We start from the raw sequence: 18,159 nt of genomic DNA, 5'->3' as shown, positions 1-18,159 counted from the left end.
TATTTTTTAGCTCTTAATATTTTCTTAAAGTTTCTTAATTATAATGTTTGACCATAGTGATAATATTTAATCCAAAGATTATAATTAAAGTAATATTTATTTTAGAGAGGGCAAAATGCCAAAATACGTAAAAGAGGTAGAATTAACTCAAGATGGTATGCGTGCTATTTTTGAACGCATGGGACGAGATATTACCAGCGGGATCATTTACAATGGCAATCCTGACATACGAGTAGATGTATTGAACCAGCAAGGATTTATGCCCATATTGACAGGCGTGAGTCCAACACAGGAATCTGGCCACTGGATTATGCTCATTAAAGGCCAAGGCAATCAATACTATCTTTTTGACCCACTGGGTGAAGGTTCGGGAAAAGGGTATAAAAACATCCTATCTAGAAAGCTCCCTCAAGACGCGACACTTTCTGTGATCCCAAATGACGCTGGATTCAACATGGGCTTATGCGGCTATTGGGTTGCTTCTGCAGGAGTAAGAGCATATACGGCATTAACAGGTGATAATCCTCCAACTCTAGAAAATTTAGGCCAAACCATTACTCAGGAAATGCAAAACGAACTCGCTGGGAATGGCTATGGTGAAATTACGGGTTGGTTACGGGCTGTTGCCAACGAATTCCCCGTAGATGGAGGCGCACAAACCGAGGCAACCGCGCTAAGACATGCTACAGAAAAAGAATTACACATAGAAATCCCTACTTTTATTTTAACTGGGAAAACGGCAACACCTAAAGAAATCCCTACACAACCTACTGCATCACAAACAGTTTCTACGTCTATTCTAAACAGCACTTTATTGGAAAATGACCTCGATGTTCGCAATGTTGTAAATTACGTCCATAATGAATATTTAAGACACCCCTATCCTGGACCATTAAAAAATCCTAAAGATCCCAAAGAAGGACGATTAGACCCAAACGAAGGGCCTGATCGAACAACTCATGGCCTTGCACATACAGTACGAACCATGGCTTGTGCTGAAGTGATGGTCGAAGAAGCACGTAAAGCAAAATTCAGAGAAGAGGAACTAGAAACAGCACAAGATGGACGGACATTGGCCGATGTTACTTCTGAAGAGCTGAAAAAAATCCTCATCGCCCAAGCATTCTTTGTGGTAGGAAGAGATGATGAGCGCTCCGGATATGATAAAACACTTGATCGAGATTTCTATGATGAATATCATGAGAAAAGTGAAGCAGCGTTCAGGAAATACGTTGAAGAGAATAAGCTGATTGGCAATATCTTCAAAGATCAAGAAGAAGTAGAGCGTTATGCTGAGATTCTTCGTGACAATCCCCATAATTGGGATGGGACCCCTGCGCATATCTTAATCCACCAAGGGCATCTGGTGGATTTAATGAGAGTCAAATCACCTCCCGAAGTAGTAGTAGAACGCGCCTACAATACACTTAAAAGTTCAGTAGGTTCTCTAGGAGCCGAAGTCGTTCTCAGAACTCATCGACAACTTTTCTTGGCTACCGGATCCGCAGTTCCCGCATTTAATCCTCAAGCAAAAGAGAATCTCAAAGCAGAAGAACCTTATGAGAATATGGTTTCTCAAAAATACGTTATAGAAAAAGGTAAGACCCCCAAAACTTTAGGGGAGGCACGGCGCGTATCTCCGTATTATCAACTCAAGGATAATGAGCGTTTTGTAACGATAAAAGAACATACTACCATTGAGGAAAATAATATCCACTCTGAGGAGGCTAAGAAATTATTTAAAGAAGGGGGGGCTTATGAAAATCCTTATAGTGGTGAAAAATATGTAATACAAAAGGGCAAAGATCTAAATTCTATGAGTGACATTCGAATGACAAAATCGAAAAGTCCCATGACAGAAGACGAGCGCCCCATAACTATAAAAGAATATTATAGCCTTCCTGAAATACAAGAAAAATTTCCTGGTTATAACATACAATTAGCAGAAAATCCTGCAACTGCTTTTGCAAGAACATGTGAGGAGAACCCCTCAGTATGTCTAGGAGCTATCAAAGAAGCTCGCCAACAAGTAAAAATGGATGCGATTAAAGAAGCGTTGCAATCTTCTGCAAGTAAAACAAGAAGACAACCCAATGTAGATGAAATTGCCGCTGCACGGATTATCCACCAAATCATGGCTAATCCTGATGTAATTCAAGACGATCATGTATTTTTAAATGGCCAAAAATTGGAAGAGCACTTTTTCCGTGACTTGTTAGCTAAATGTGACATGGCCATTGTAGGATCTATGCTAAATGATACCGATATCAATAATATCGATCGTTTAATGCAACATGAGAATGATACTGAATTTCATCCAACCGATCCGAAAGATCCTGCAAAGAAACTTGGAGAAACTTGGGATACAGTAATTAGACAAAAAGACAGCAGATATAGAAATCAGATCAAGCATGATTTAGTTTATCTCATGCAAAATGACGGTTGGTACTATACTCGCGTCAATGCAATTGCCCAAAATAGAGATAAAGGATCAACATTTAAAGAAGTAGTGATTACTGCATTACTGACTCCATTAACCAGTAAATCATTAGTGGATACTTACGGTAGAGCTTCTTCACCACAAACATTGTTCCGCGGCTTAAATTTTTCAGAAGACTATCAAAATAAACTGATTAATCAGGCCAATACTATCATTGCGAATTCGACAAAACATCTCTTTACTGATTTGTCTGCGCAAGATTTTATGCAAATTAAGTTAAATGACTTAAGTAACATATCTGCCAGAACAAATGCAAGTAACTCTACGAATATTGAGGTTCCAAGAACAACATTTGACTCAAATACCATCTTTGAAATCAATGATCCTGATCGCTTACTGCAAGCAAAACAAGTTGGCACTCATATACCCGGAACCGAAGATGAATTTTCATTTTATTTACCTGATGATGTCGCCTTAATTCCTACTAAAGTAACTCTTGATGGTAAAAATTCTAAAGGAATGGATCGATATATTATCACTTTTACAACGATAAAAAGCCCTGATTTTTCTCTACGACACGAAAGTGGTTACGCGGTTGAAACTCTTCTAAGAATGCAAACAACTCCGTTAGCAGAAATCAAAAGTATTGTTGAAAAATCTCACGAAGCCCCTGATTTAGAACAAATATTTTATTTACAGATGCGAATCAGTAGACAGGTGCAATCATCCATTAGCGGTAGGTATAAAGCGTTCCTTAATGAACAAGTAAGTCCATCAGTGGAAAATTGCCTTAATGCGCTCTTGGAAGGGAACAACCTCAGTAAGGCACTTGCCACTATTCCCAAAGACGAACAATGGGCAGATTTTAATACCCCAGAAGCTAGGCAAGTAAAAATACAAATGACTGCCATTAAGCAAATGGTTGAAAGAAAATTACTACTTGAGCAAACGTTCACCGCTTTGACCCAGTGTGAGAGTGCTTTGGCGAAAAAAGACATTATTGCTGCGTTACAAGCACTTAACAGTATTCCGTCAGATAAAGAAATGAGCCAAGTAACGTCCATTAGTAACCACTTAAAAGATCAAATCCAAGGCGCAAAACAAGCATTAATCGAAAATTTAGAGCCTTTACAACGTGCTGTCATTACTCCCGTACTCACTAATCCAGAGCAAGTAAGAAAGCGTTATGAAGCACTGATAACGAGCACGACTCAGCGAATTACCGCTCTAGATAAAGCAGAACTCGATAATGTGACTCGCATTAAAAAGGAACTATCTCATTTTAATGCCCTACAAGAAGAAATAAAATTGTTACGCAATGAAAAAGTTCGACTATATTCTGAGACCGATACCCTTGATTTTGCTGATATCGAAAAATTAGAAGAACAACTACGAACCATTCATAACAAGTTATATGATGCCTATATCATCGAGACAGCAGAAGAGATTAACCTACTTGAAGAAGAAAAACCTAAAAATCTGACCGCTGTGAAAGAAATGATTTCTAATTTTAATGAGCGGCTTGCCGAAGTAGAGCAATTGCGTCAAGAAAAGATAAGAAAACATGGCGCATCAAAAGACCCACTGGATCTGTCCGATATTGATAAATTAAAAGATCAATTACAAACGCTTAATCAATTTTTAGTAAAAGCGATGATCAATACAATGAGGACTTCTTTAAATCAAATAGAGGTAAAAACATTTGATGAACAGACAAAAGAAGCACAACACAATTTTCAACTCCTCGATAGGCTCGCAAAAACATTAGATGATTCTGATGCAGCGCAAAAACAAAAAGCAGATATCGTGAAATTAAATGAATTTTTTGTGGAGAAACAAAAAGCTTATCCTGCAATGGCGCAATTGCAATTCAAGAGTGAAGCTTTAATGATAACACTGCGTGAGTTATGTGAGGCCCACCAAAATAATTTGGCAAAATCAAGAAAAACAAAAACTGAAGAACTCACTAAAAATCGTTGGATGTTTCAAGGGTTTACTGATTTCATACACTTAACTACGGACGAACGGGTTACTCTAGCTAAGAAAGGAAAAGTATTGGAGCAGTTTAAAGATGATTTAAATAATGATAAGTATGATCTACAGAAACTTATCAATAAATTAGCCAAGAAAAGTCCCGATGAATTAGAAGAGGCGATTGGACTCTCTACGGAAAATGCTGAGAGAGTACATGCGCTTTTAACAAGCCTAAGCCACAGCACAACATTTGTCGCTAAAATTAAAGAACGTTCAAAATTGATCGACGCGGTTTTAGTTGAGCTCGGTAAAATATCCATACAACCTGAACTTACTCAAGTTGAGAAAGAAACACCTCAACAAAATATCCTCGATCTTTAATTAACCTCCCTAACTGCCTGCGAATTTCTGCGACTAATCCGTAGAAATTCGCAAGCGAAACATTAAAAGTCTTTTCATAACTGCTTAATAAATAGAGATAAAACTCAAATCAACTTAAAATTTGTCCACTTAAAACTCAATCAACTCAAAATTATTATAATATTTTTACACACTGTGTTAATATGCCGCACGATTGCAAACGCTATTCTTAAAGCAGTATCACAGAGAGAGCAATATGCCTAAGTATGTAAAAGGGGTAGAATTAACCCAAGATGGTATGCGTGCTATTTTTGAACGCATAGGACGAGATATTACCAGCGGTATCATTTACAATGGAAATCCTGACATACGAGTAGATGTACTGAATCAGCAAGGATTTATGCCCATATTAACAGGCGTGAGTCCAGCACAAGAATCTGGCCACTGGATCATGTTAATTAAAGGCCAAGGCAATCAATACTATCTTTTTGACCCTCTGGGTGAAAGTTCGGGAAAAGGATATAAAAACATCCTATCTAGAAAGCTCCCCCAAGACGCTACACTTTCTGTGATTCTCAATAGCACTGGATTCAACATGGGCTTATGTGGCTATTGGGTTGCGTCTGCAGGAGTAAGGGCACATACGGCATTAGCCGGTGATAATCCCCCAACTCTGGAAAATCTAGGCCAAGTCATCACTAAGGAAATGCAACAGGAACTCGATGGGGATGGCTATGGTGAAATTACTGGTTGGTTACGAGCGATTGCCAATGCCCTTCCAGCAGGTGAAGCTCAAAACGATGCAACTGATTTAAGACATTCTACTGAAAAAGAGCTACATCTCAAGGGTCTTCCTCAATCAATTATTACTGAAAAGGAAAGTGTACCAGAATTAACCTCCAAACCTACTGCAAGCAAAGGACCATATCTCCCTCCTTGGAATGGTTTTTCATTGTACTCCGATAGCACTGTAAGAAATGCGGTGAAATATGCGTTTAATAATTATTTAGGAAAAAAATACACCGGCACAGTAGAGGCAACACCCGCACAAATGGGAAGAAACGGGGACAAAATTGTAAACAGGCCTGTTCATGGTCTCGCTCATACGCTACGAACAATGGCCTATGCAGAAGTAATGGTTGAAGAAGCACGTAAAGCAAAATTCAGAGGAGAAACTTTAAGAACCTTCAAGGACCATCGGACTATAGCTGATGTTACCCCTGATGAATTAAAAAAAATCATGATTGCCCAAGCATTTTTTGTTACTGGACGAGATGATGAAGAATCGGCAAATAATTATGCGCGATACCATGAACAAAGTAGAGATGCATTTTTAAAATATGTAAGAGAAAATGAGTCCCTTTTAATTCCACATGTCTTCAACGATCAAAACGATATCGACTTTTATGCTAATGTTATTGAAGATAAAGATCATAAGTGGGAAAACTCTCCAGCACATGTTTTGGTCAACAAAGGTCATATGGTTGATCTCATGAGGGTAAAACAACCTGCAGAATCTTATTTAGAAAATTATTTTAAATCACTTCAACCTTGGATTGGAACCATAGGAGCTGAGGCTGTTTTTACAAAACAAAGAAAATTTTTCGATGCAACCTATGAAATGGTTAGCTCTTTTGACTGTAACAACCCTGAACCACATTTGGTAACGAGTACTAACGAATTTCGTTATGTTATTGATAAAAATGGCAATCCAATTAGAGAAACACCAAAAGAAGGAGAAATAAAAGGTAAAATAAAATTTTTCCCGCCCTCATACAAATTACAGGAAAAAGAAAAATTTAAATTCGGAAATGGAGGCCTGGGGCGATATGTCATTGGCGAAGATGGCCAGCCAATCCGCAACAAACCTAGAAAGGGAGAAACTCAAGGCACATTAGCATTTTTCCCTACGTCGTATGAGTTACAAGAAAACGAACGCTGGATGCGCGTAGATGAATACCTCAAACTTGATGAAGTGCAGTGTAAATTCCCTGGTTACGGTAAAAAACTCCAAAGAGGAATGCCAGAACTGAGTGAATATGCATACTTGCAACATACAAACTCCGATGAAAGAGCACAATGTGAAAATGATGTCGATTTTTGTTTAGGGCAATTACAAGCAGCTAATCATCAATCAAAAATTTCACCTATAAAGGGAGCAATTCAATTTAGTAATAAATCAGCAAGGAGAAACGCTAATGTTGATGAAATTGCAGCAACACGCATTATCCAACAAATCCTTGCTAATCCTGATGTAATTCATAATGACCACGTTCTTTTAAATGGTCAACGTCTCGAAGAACAATTTTTCCGTGATTTATTAGCCAAATGCGATATGGCCATTGTAGGTTCACTGTTAAATAGCACGGATATAAAAAATATCGACCAGTTAATGAAACATGAGATAGATACTGAATTTCATCCAACTGATCCCAACGAACCAGCAAAAAAACTTGGAGAAACCTGGGAAAATACCATCAGAAAAGGTGGAGGAATACTCCAGATCGAAACTGATTTAGTTTTTTTAATGCAAAATGATGCTTGGTACTACAGCCGTGTTAATGCCATTGCCCAAAACAGAGATAAAGACTCAACATTCAAAGAGGTGCTGATTACTGCGTTAATGACTCCCCTAACGAGAAAATCATTGGTGGATACAAATACTTCCCCACCGCCAAAAACACTGTTTCGCGGATTAAATCTGTCAGAAGAATTTAAAAATAACTTAATCCATCAAACTCATAAGATCATGGCTAATACTACAGAACATCTCTTTACAGATTCTTCTGCAGAAACTTTTAAACAAATTAAGTTAAATGATTACAGCCATATCTCAGCCAAAACAAATGCAAGCACATCCACAAATATTGCTGTTCCTAGGGATATGTTTGCTTCAAACACCATCTTTGAAATATCTGATCCCGATGGGTTGCTACAGCCTAAACAAGTAGGAACTCACGTAGAAGGCTCTGAAAGTGAATATTCCATATATTTGCCTGAAGATATAGCTTTAATTCCGATCAAACTTACTCTTGATGGCCAAACGACTACCGGAAGTGATCGTCATATTTTCACCTGTGTTGCGGTACAAAGCCCCGATTTTTCTCCACGACATGGGCGCGGTTTTGCTTTTGAGTCTTTTATAAAAATACAAAGCACGAAAGTAGCGAAAGTAATAGATAGTGTAAACACAGAAGCCCAGGGAAACTTAAATGAAACTTTAAAATCACTACGGCTTAAAATGGTAGAGCAATCTCATTTACCCATTCGAGGTGGATTTTTAGATAAAATTCTTCACTATTTTTCAAGAAAAGATGATCAAAAAATATCATTGGAACGAAAAAGCTTTCTTAATGAAAAAGTGATTCCTGCACTACAAGAATGTCATATTGCGCTTCGATTAAATAATGTGGACATGATACAACGTGCTTTAACGAAATTTCCCTCAGATAAAGAATGGTCTCTCTTTAAATCAGATGCAGCAAAAGCAGCTAAAATTGAAATGGATAACCTAAGACCACTTATTGGAAAGAAAATAGTGCTCCAAAGCCAACTTCTTCCTTTGATGAAATGCCGAGATGCACTGGAAAAACAACAAATCACTGAAGCATTAAAAGCACTCGAAAGCATTCCCTCAGATAATGATATGAGCAATATTCCATTGATAAGCAACAATATAAAAGAGCAGATTCAAGGTACAAAACAAGAGCTAATTGAAAACTTAGCTCCGATGTCAAATGCAGCCACGATACCCGCACTCACTAATGCCGAGCAAGTGAGAAAACGTTATGAAGTACTTGTAATGAGCATAACGAAGAAAATTGCAGTTCAAGACAAGGTAAAACTATCCGACTTAGCTAGCGTTAAGAGAGAAATATCTCATTTTAACGACCTACAAGAGGAAATAAAATTGCTGCGTCATGAAAAAACTCTATTGCATTCCGAAGCCGAAAGAGTTGATTTTGCTGATATCGAAAAATTAGAAGAACAACTACGCATACTTCATAACAAACTATATGATGCCTATGTAGTGCAAGTAACAAAAGAGATTGACTTACTTGAACAAGAAAAACCTAAAAATCTGGCTGATGTGAAAAGAATCATCTCAAGATTTTATGGCCAACTCGCTGAAGTGAAACAATTACATCAAGAAAAGATAAAAAAACAAGAAACATTCAAAGATGATCCTCTTAATCTTTCAGCTACCGATGGATTAAATGATCGATTGCAACAGGTGAATCAACGCTTAATTAAGATATTAATAAGTAATATTAGAGTTTCTCTCAATCAAATGGAGACAATAACGTTTGACGAGCAAGAAAGAGAGGCTCAGCAACATTTACAAATCCTCGATAAGCTTGCAAAAACGCTGGATAACTCTAAAACAGCGCAAGAACAAAAAATTGAGATCGTGAAATTAAACGAATTTTTTATGGAGAAACAAAAAGCGTACCCTGCAATGGTGCAATTGCAATTCAAGAGTGAAGCTTTAATGATCCAATTACGTGAGTTATGTGAAGCGCACCAGACAAACTCAAGAAAAAGAACTGAAGAACTCACTAAAAATCGTTGGATGTTTCAAGGATTTACTGACTTCATAGGTCTAACCACAGACGAACGAGTGACTTTAGCTAAGAAAGGAAAAAAATTAGATCGATTTAAAAAAGATTTAAATAATGATAAGTATGATATAAAGGAGTTGATCAATCACTTAGCCAAGAAAAGTACAGCTGAATTAGAAGAAGCGGTTGGACTCTCTACTGAAGATGCGGAGAAACTCCAGGAGCTTTTAAAACACCTAAGCCGCAATACAACATTTGTCGCTAAAATTAAAGAACGTACAAAATTAATCGATACTGTTTCAGATGAGCTCCGTAAGACATTCATGCAACAAGAAATACCCGACGAACCATCTTTGGATTTTGACTATTTAATCCTATAACTCCTGAAAAAGGCTGTTTTAGGATGCTCCCTACTCAATCCACAGAGAACTTGTGAAGAGGGTTTCCTTTAAAGAAACCAAATAGATTGATTTTCAGCCAACTTAACGTTGGCTTAATAATATTCGGTTTATAATTAAAAGAGTCCATGTGGATTGTTAATTAATGTAAGTTCGATATAAAAGCAATATTATTTTTTATATCGAATTATTTTTATTTAAAACTGGTTTGTTGAGCGTATAAAACGAATCTCCATTTCTTTTAGGTCGAACTCACGTTAATTATAACCCATAGAATTTTAAATCATTTATGAGGATACCTTTTATCTTAGCCTAATGACTAATGGCATAGATAGAGGGTTCAATTGACAATACAAATATTTTTTGAGGAAAATCTAAATGCCTGAATATGTAAAAGGGGTAGAATTAACTCAAGATGGTATGCGTGCCATTTTTGAACGTATGGGACGAAATATTACCAGCGGTATCATTTACAATGGAAATCCTAGCATACGAATAGATGTATTGGACCAACAAGGATTTATGCCTATATTAACTGCTGTGAGTCCAACACAAGAATCTGGCCACTGGATCATGTTAATTAAAGGCCAAGGCAATCAATACTATCTTTTTGACCCACTGGGTGAAGATTCAGGAAAAGGGTATAAAAACATTCTATCTAGAAAGCTCCCTCAAGACACTACCCTTTCTGTGATTCCCAATGGTGCTGGATTAAACATGGGCTTATGCGGCTATTGGGTTGCTTCTGCAGGAGTAAGGGCGCATACGGTATTAACAGGTGATAATCCTCCAACTTTAGAAAATTTAGGTCAGAGCATCACTCAAGAAATGCAAAATGAACTCGCTGGGAATGGCTATGGTGAAATTACCGGTTGGTTACAGGCTGTTGCTAATGAATTTCCAGCTGGCGATGTGCAAAACAATGCAACTGCGTTAAGACAGGCGACAACCGGAAAAACCACTACTATTAAAGAGATTCCCATACAATCTACTGTACCACAAGTAGTTTCTGAGTCAGCTTTAGGCAGTGCTTTATTGGAAAATGATGATGATGTTCGTAGTGTTGTAAATTATGTCCATAAAGAATATTTAAGGCATGATTATCCTGGGCCATTAGTAGATCCCAAAAATCCCAACGGAGAGCGACTCAAGCCCAATGAAGGGCCTGATCGAGGAACTCACGGCCTTGCACATACGGTACGCACCATGGCTTGTGCTGAAGTAATGGTCGAGGAAGCACGTAAAGCAAAATTCAGAGGAGAAAAACTAGGAACAGCAAAAAATGGTCAGACTTTAGCCGATGTCACACCAGAAGAACTCAAAAAAATTCTCATCGCCCAAGCATTCTTTGTGGTAGGAAGAGATGATGAACGCTCAGGATATGATTCTAAGTATAAGAGAAATTTTTATGAGGAATATCATGAGAAAAGTGAACAAGCATTCAGAAAATGCGTTGAAGAGAATAAGCTTATCGGCAAAATCTTTAAAGATCAAAACGAAGTAGATCACTATGCCGCGATTATTCTAGACAAACCCCATAATTGGGATGGTACCCCAGCACATATCTTAATCCATCAAGGCCACATGGTTGATTTAATGAGAGTCAAAGCACCTCAAGAAGTCGTCGTGGAACGTGCCTATAATACGCTTAAAAATTCTGTAGGCGCACGAGGAGCCGAGGTCGTTCTTAAAACGCATCGAGAATTTTTCTTGGCCACCGGAGCAGTTGTCCCTCAATTTAATCCTGAAGCCAAAGAAGATCCCAGCAGAGGTGGACCGTATGAAAATCCCTATAATGGCGACAAATACGTTATCGAAGAAGGGAACGTTCCAAATTCTAAGAACATCCAACGTGTAGATTCTAATTACCGACTGAAAGAAAATGAACGATTCGTAACCATCAAGGAATATTTCGTCATTCCTGAGATACAGAAATCTTTCCCTGGTTATAAAACTTATTTAGAACCATCTCCTTATGTATTTCCAACTGATTTTGCCAAAACCTGTGAACAGAATCCTACATCTTGTTTAGATGCCATCCAACAAGCTCGCTCAAAAGTAGTTATGGGTGTAATTAAAGAAACATTACAGTCAGATCCAGAGAAAGCAAAAAGAATATCTAATAGTGACGAAATTGCTGCTGCACGTATTATCCAACAAATCATGGCGAATCCTGATGTGATTCGAGACGATCATGTTCTTTTAAATGGCCAACGACTCGAAGAACCATTTTTTCGTGAATTATTGACCAAATGCGATATGGCTATTGTAGGTTCATTGTTAAATGATACCGATATCAATAATATTGATCAGTTAATGCAGCATGAAAAAGATACTGAATTTCATCCAACTGATCTCAATGAACCAGCAAAAAAACTTGGAGATACCTGGGAAAAAACCATTAGAAAAAAAGACAGCAGAGAGAAAAATCAGATCAAGCTTGATTTAATTAATCTCATGCAAAATAATAACTGGTACTCCACCCGGGTCAATACAATTGCCCAAAATAAAGATGAAAACTCAACCTTTAAAGAAGTATTGATTGCTTCATTATTAACTCCACTAACGAGTAAAGCATTGGTGGATACAAAGAGCCAGGAGCCTTCACCGCAAATCCTGTTCCGCGGCTTAAATATTCCCGAAGAATTTCAACAACAATTGATTAAACAAGCCAATACCATAATTGCAAATACGGAAAACTATCTCTTTACGGCTCTTTCTAGCCATGCATTTATGCAAATTAAGTTAGATGAGGTTTCTGCCAAAACAAAGACTTCAGAACCAATATTTGATTCAAATACAATCTTTGAAATCAATGATCCAGACAAGTTACTTTCAGCAAAACAGATTGGAAATCATGAGTCTGATTCTAGGGATGAACTTTTTTATTTACCCGAAAATATAGCCTTAGTTCCGACTAAAGTAATCCTTGATGGTAAAACGCCTACTGGGATGGACAGGTATATTGTTAGTTTTGTTGCGGTAAAAAATCCTGATTTTGTACCGAACCATGAAGTTGGCTTTGCTGCTGCACCTATTTTTAAAACGCAAAACGCAAAAGTGATGGAAATAATAAATGCTGTTCAACCAGAAGATAAAGAAATTCATAAAAACATAAATGAAACACTACAATCATTACGACTTAAAATGGTAGAACAATCTCATTTACCCATTAGAGGTGGATTTTTAGATAAAATACTCCACTACTTTTCAGGAAAAGATGATCAAAAAATATCATTGGAACGAAAAAATTTTCTTAATGAAAAAGTGATTCCTGCATTACAAGAATGTCATATTGCGCTTAGATTAAATAATATGGACATGATGCAACATGCTTTAGCAAATTTTCCCTCAGATAAAGAATGGTCTCACTTTAAATCAGATGCAGCAAAAGCAGCGAAAATAGAAATAGATAACCTAAGACCACTTATTGAAAAGAAAATAGCGCTGCAACGTCAACTTTCACCATTAATGAAATGCCAAAATGCTTTGGAAAAACAACAACTCACTGAGGCTTTAAAAGCACTCGAAAGTATTCCTTCAGATAAAAACATACCCTCATTAAGCAAAGACTTAAGGGAGAAAATTCAACAAACGAAACAAGAAGTGTGCGATGATTTGGCGCCCTTACAACGTAAGATTATTACCCCCATGCTCGCTAATAGTGAACAAGCAAAGGTACATTATGAAACGCGTATATCAAGCATGGCTCAACGAATTACAGCCCTAGATACTGCAAAACTTGATGATGTGACCAGCATTAAGAAGGAACTATCTTATTTTAATACGCTACAAGAAGAAGTAAAAGTACTGCGCAATAAAAGGGTTCAGATGCATACTGGAGTTGGAAAAATTGACTTTACTGAGGTCGAAAAATTAGAAGAACAACTACGAACCATTCATAACAAATTATATGATGCCTATGTCGTTAAGGTAGCAGAAGAGATTGGCCTACTTGAAGAAGAAAAACCTAAAAATCTGACTGCTGTAAAAGAAATGATTTCTAGTTTTCATGAGCGACTTGCTGAAGTGGAGCAGTTACGTCAAGAAAAGATAAGAAAACACGGGACATCAGAAGACTCCCTTAATCTGTCCGACGTTGATGGATTAAAGGATCGATTACAAAAGGTAAATCAATTCTTAACTAAAGCATTGATAAGCACTATAAGAGTCTCCCTCAATCAGATGGAGGTAACAATGTTTGACGCGCAGACAAAAGAGGCACAACACCATTTACGGCTTCTCGATAAACTCGCAAAAACATTGGATGATTCTGATACTGCGCAAAAACAAAAAGCAGAGATCGTCACTTTAAATGAGTTTTTTGTGGAAAAACAAAAAGCTTATCCTGCAATGGTGCAATTGCAATTCAAGAGTGAGGCCTTAATGATAAAACTGCGTGAATTATGTGAAGCCCACCAGAGTAATTTGGCACAATCAAGAAAAACAAAAACCGAAGAACTCACTAAAAATCGTTGGATGCTGCAAGGACTTACCGATCTTGCAGGGCTGACCATAGACGAACGAACGAACCTAATCAAGAAAGGGAAGTTATTAGATCAATTTAAAGAAGATTTAAATAATGGCACGTATGACATACAGAAACTTATCAATATATTAGCTAAAAAAAGTCCCCATGAATTAGAAGAGGCGATTGGAATTTCTATAGAAAGTGCAGAAAGAGTACATTTTCTTTTAAAAAGCCTAAGCCACAGCACAACATTTGTCACTAAAATTGAAGAACGTTCAAAATTGATCGACACTGTTTTAGTTGAGCTCGGTAAAATATCGCTACAACCTGAACTTACTCAAGTGAATGAAGAGCCGCAAAATACTCTCAATCTTTAATTTGTTGCTCCTGGACCTTCCGTTTTGGCGGAAGGTGGTTAGGTTTCTAAATATTTGCAAGAACATCATCCCCTGCAACAGCAGAAAATCTATTAAAGAGCCCTGCTACAAGGTAAAAATTTAGAACAAATATTGTTACTTCGGAATGCTTGCTTAATTATCGCTACCTTACTCTTCTCATGAGATACAGTCCCAATAATGCAAAAATAACAGTAGGTCCCAATGCCGATAATTCCGGTGGCAATTGAAATACGGTACTTAGCGGGCCAAAAAAGCGATTTAAAATATGAAAACTAAACCCTACCGCAGCACCAACCAATAACTTCGACCCCATAGTAGTTGAGCGTAAAGGCCCAAAAATAAATGGGATGGAAAGAATCATCATAACCATAGTTGTAAATGGTTGAATAAGCCGTTGTAAAAAAGCAAACTGATAATTATGTACATTTTGATGATTCAGTTTTTGCTCTCTTATGTATCGATTCAATTCACGTAAGTTCATTTCGTCAGGATCAATACTGCTAATGGTCAGAATCTTAGGTTTTACCGAAACATCCCAAGGAAATGAAGCAAAAGTCTGTGCTTTCGTTTGATCGCCACTAAACTCTGTTTGTTGCACATCATAGGCTACCCATCCGGTTGGCGTATGTCGGACCTCACGAATAAAACGCGACATTTTTAAATGGTGCTGATTATCAAAGCGAAATTGATAAATGTCATTCAATATATTATTGGAACGCACTACGCCCACTGAAATAAAATCATTGTTATAACGCAGCCAAAACCCTTTTGAAGTCCGCAAAGTTTGACCAGCACTAATCGCGGCTGTTTTATAATCATTGGCATAATGAGATAAGTATGGGACTAAGGTCTCGCCTAAAACTGTAACAAATACAATAAGTAATACGGATGCCTTTAATACTGCCCAAGTGATCTGACCTATGGACATACCTGAAGCACGCATAATGACTAATTCACTATGATTGGCTAAGATCCCTAGACCAATTAAAGTACCAAGAAGGCTTGCCATGGGAAAAAATAAATAAACTTGATAAGGCATTTGTAACATCACAAAAAAAGTAGCTTGCACGATCCCATAATCAACTCGTCCCAAATCACTTATCTGATCAACAAATAAAATGAAAATTTGGAGACCAATTAGCATTAAAGTAACTAGGCCAATAGATCCAAGAACTGTTTTCGCGATATAACGATCTAATATTTTCATAGTCATGCCAGTTTTGCCTGATTACGCCAGATCAGCAATAATCCAAATGCAATGATACACAGATGTACCCACCATAAACCTAACCATTGCGGCATTTTCCCAGACACCATAGCATCTCGTGCAATGAATAATAAGTTAGCATATACAATATAAATAATAATTGCAGGTAATAACTTGGCGAACTTACCTGATCGAGGATTAATACGACTTAAAGGAACTGCGATCAAAGTCAAAGCAAATACCATGATGGGTACAGAAAAACGCCATTGTAACTCAGCTGCTTTAGCACGATCTGTATTATTGAATGGAAATAAATTAGCGGTGCTTATGGTACGAAAATCTTCAGATATCTTTACTACAGGATGTGGTAATCGTGCTTTATACTGTCCAAATTCAGCAATTTGATAATCAGCATGGCCAGGAACTCCCTGATACTCCTTACCATTTTGCAGAATGATATAATCCTCGCCTGTTTTTGGATCAGTTTCTGCAAAAGCTTGATCCGCCCATAATACATCCCAACGTGTTTTATCGTCCACTTTAGTTCGTTTTGCAAGAAATACTTGTTCAGCTTTACTATGATCTCGACTCATCGATTGTACATAGAATACCTCTTTACCTTCATTAATGGCATGAAAACGTCCCGGCATAATGGTTTGCACGAGGGTCTGTATTCCAGTAGAGCGTAATAATTTAGCACGCTCAATATAAATTAAAGGGCTCCCCCAAATCATCACTATAGCTACGATAAAAGCAACTACCGTTGCCATAATAATACTATGTTTTAACAATTTATTTGGGCCATAACCACACGCACGTAATACGGTCATCTCACTTTCAGCATACAAACGACCATAAGCAAGTAACATTGCGATGTAAAAACCTAAAGGGATAAGTAAACAAAGCAAAGTAGGCAATTCCAGCATCATCAACTTCATGATGATAACACCTGGAATACTACCAGAGGCTGCTCGATTAAGATATTGAATCAGCTGGTTACTCAAAAAAATTAACACGAGTATGGATGTTAGCGAAATCAAAGTGATCAACACTTCTTTGGCTAAATAACGAAAAATAATCAATCATTGCCCCTATTTTAGTAATTCCCTCCTCCCTAATGAAGGTAGCCGATAAAGAGGTAACTACTCAAGTATCCTGTAATGTATCTCCTCAAGGAGACAGGGCATAGAGTAAAATTCCTAGATTTTGCGTACAACCACAGAATATAGGCTATTTCTTTTCTCCAAACCTATTGAGAGATTACCTAAAGATGAGATAACTTTATGCATTTTAACCCAGAAAAAGCGCTTGAATCTACTAAATTAACGTAGGTGCGACATAATAAAAAGCATATTTGGTACATTTTTGATGAAAATACCCGAAACTGGGTTTACTGTAATTTATTCGAAAACAGGAGTATTTGGATTATAGTGATATACTGGAAGAATGGCAGCAGCTCAAACTGAATTAGTTGAGCTGCTTTTCAAGACACATAGTGCATTAATGTTTTGTTTCAGCAGCCGTTTTTTTGGCTTCTTGGACAAAACCTAACATCGCTTTCTCAATAATTTGAAACGATTTTTGGAGGTAATCCAAAGTTTTGTGCCCATTTTCAACAGCCAGATTAATATGTTTCTCTAATAATTCTTCTGGCTTTTTGATACTTGCGATTTCTTCAGGTTTTAGGTAATTAATGCCTTGTAGCGTTTTAACATTTAATTCAGTCATAGCTTGAAAAGGCTCTTGAATTTTCTTAGCTATTTCAGTCCATTTTTCAAAGTTTTGTTGATACATGATATTCTCCAATATGTTGCAATGCACAATTTTATATTAGTCTATATGTTATAAATTTGTCAATGGGTTAGAGCTATTTTTTTTGCAATGCAACATAAAAAAGAATGGCGTGAGAATTAACCTTTAAATAAGCTTTGCCATTGCTGCATCATTTTCTGCATCTGTTGATTCCAGGTTTCAGTTGCCTGGACATAAGGATTATTTTGTAATGGCTTTTCCATTACTTGAAACATTTGCTCCATCATCTCTTTTAAAGAGGCCTGCATAGGATGATTCGCCAAAGAGATGATTTGTCGTAAAATCTCAGGAGATAAAAATTGAGTAGGACCTGCCTCCATCTCAACAATAATCTGCAATAAAATAGAGTTAGTTAAATCTTTTCCTGTTAGAGAATCTTCTACTTTAAACGATACATTATCTACAACATAATGTTGTAACTCTTCTAGAGTTATATACTGACTAGTCTCAGTATCATAAAGCCGACGATTCTTATATTTTTTTATTAAACGAGTCATTATTCTCTCATGATATAGCGAAAAGATTTTAGTTAAATTC

At 37.1% G+C, this 18,159-nt stretch carries 7 protein-coding genes; 3 read left to right on the top strand and 4 right to left on the bottom strand.

The annotated features are described in order from the left end of the window. The first annotated feature begins 115 nt into the window (after positions 1–115). The 3 genes from Lsan_RS02820 to Lsan_RS02810 all read left to right on the top strand — a co-directional run bounded on the left by Lsan_RS02820 (position 116) and on the right by Lsan_RS02810 (position 14,582). Positions 116–4,795 (top strand): SidE phosphodiesterase domain-containing protein, encoded by a 4,680-nt coding sequence (locus Lsan_RS02820; RefSeq protein WP_058513018.1) that lies wholly within the window; start codon positions 116–118, stop codon positions 4,793–4,795. 235 nt (positions 4,796–5,030) lie between these two features. After that, complete coding sequence (locus tag Lsan_RS02815; protein WP_058513017.1) at positions 5,031–9,716, top strand: SidE phosphodiesterase domain-containing protein; 4,686 nt, start codon at positions 5,031–5,033, stop codon at positions 9,714–9,716. A 396-nt stretch (positions 9,717–10,112) separates the two neighbouring features. After that, positions 10,113–14,582: a SidE phosphodiesterase domain-containing protein gene (locus Lsan_RS02810; RefSeq protein ID WP_058513016.1), complete on the top strand. Its 4,470-nt coding sequence runs from the start codon at positions 10,113–10,115 to the stop codon at positions 14,580–14,582. 163 nt (positions 14,583–14,745) lie between these two features. Here Lsan_RS02810 and lptG read toward each other — a convergent pair whose 3' ends face one another. The 4 genes from lptG to Lsan_RS02790 all read right to left on the bottom strand — a co-directional run bounded on the left by lptG (position 14,746) and on the right by Lsan_RS02790 (position 18,119). Further along, complete coding sequence (gene lptG / locus Lsan_RS02805) at positions 14,746–15,816, bottom strand: LPS export ABC transporter permease LptG (RefSeq protein ID WP_058513015.1); 1,071 nt, start codon at positions 15,814–15,816, stop codon at positions 14,746–14,748. Then, entirely contained in the window at positions 15,813–16,892 is a 1,080-nt protein-coding gene (gene lptF, locus Lsan_RS02800) for an LPS export ABC transporter permease LptF (protein WP_058513014.1), read from the bottom strand. Before lptF ends, lptG begins: the two co-directional genes overlap by 4 nt. Before the next feature lie 418 nt (positions 16,893–17,310). Further along, the gene (locus tag Lsan_RS02795) at positions 17,311–17,604 is read right to left on the bottom strand and encodes a phasin family protein (protein WP_058513013.1); all 294 of its coding nucleotides are present in this window, start codon (positions 17,602–17,604) and stop codon (positions 17,311–17,313) included. 116 nt (positions 17,605–17,720) lie between these two features. Further along, the gene (locus tag Lsan_RS02790; RefSeq protein WP_058513012.1) at positions 17,721–18,119 is read right to left on the bottom strand and encodes a polyhydroxyalkanoate synthesis regulator DNA-binding domain-containing protein; all 399 of its coding nucleotides are present in this window, start codon (positions 18,117–18,119) and stop codon (positions 17,721–17,723) included. Positions 18,120–18,159: the final 40 nt, after the last annotated feature.

The sequence above is a fragment of the Legionella santicrucis genome (genome assembly GCF_001468135.1).
Taxonomy (GTDB): domain Bacteria; phylum Pseudomonadota; class Gammaproteobacteria; order Legionellales; family Legionellaceae; genus Legionella; species Legionella santicrucis.
This window is presented reverse-complemented; position numbering and strand designations above follow the sequence as displayed.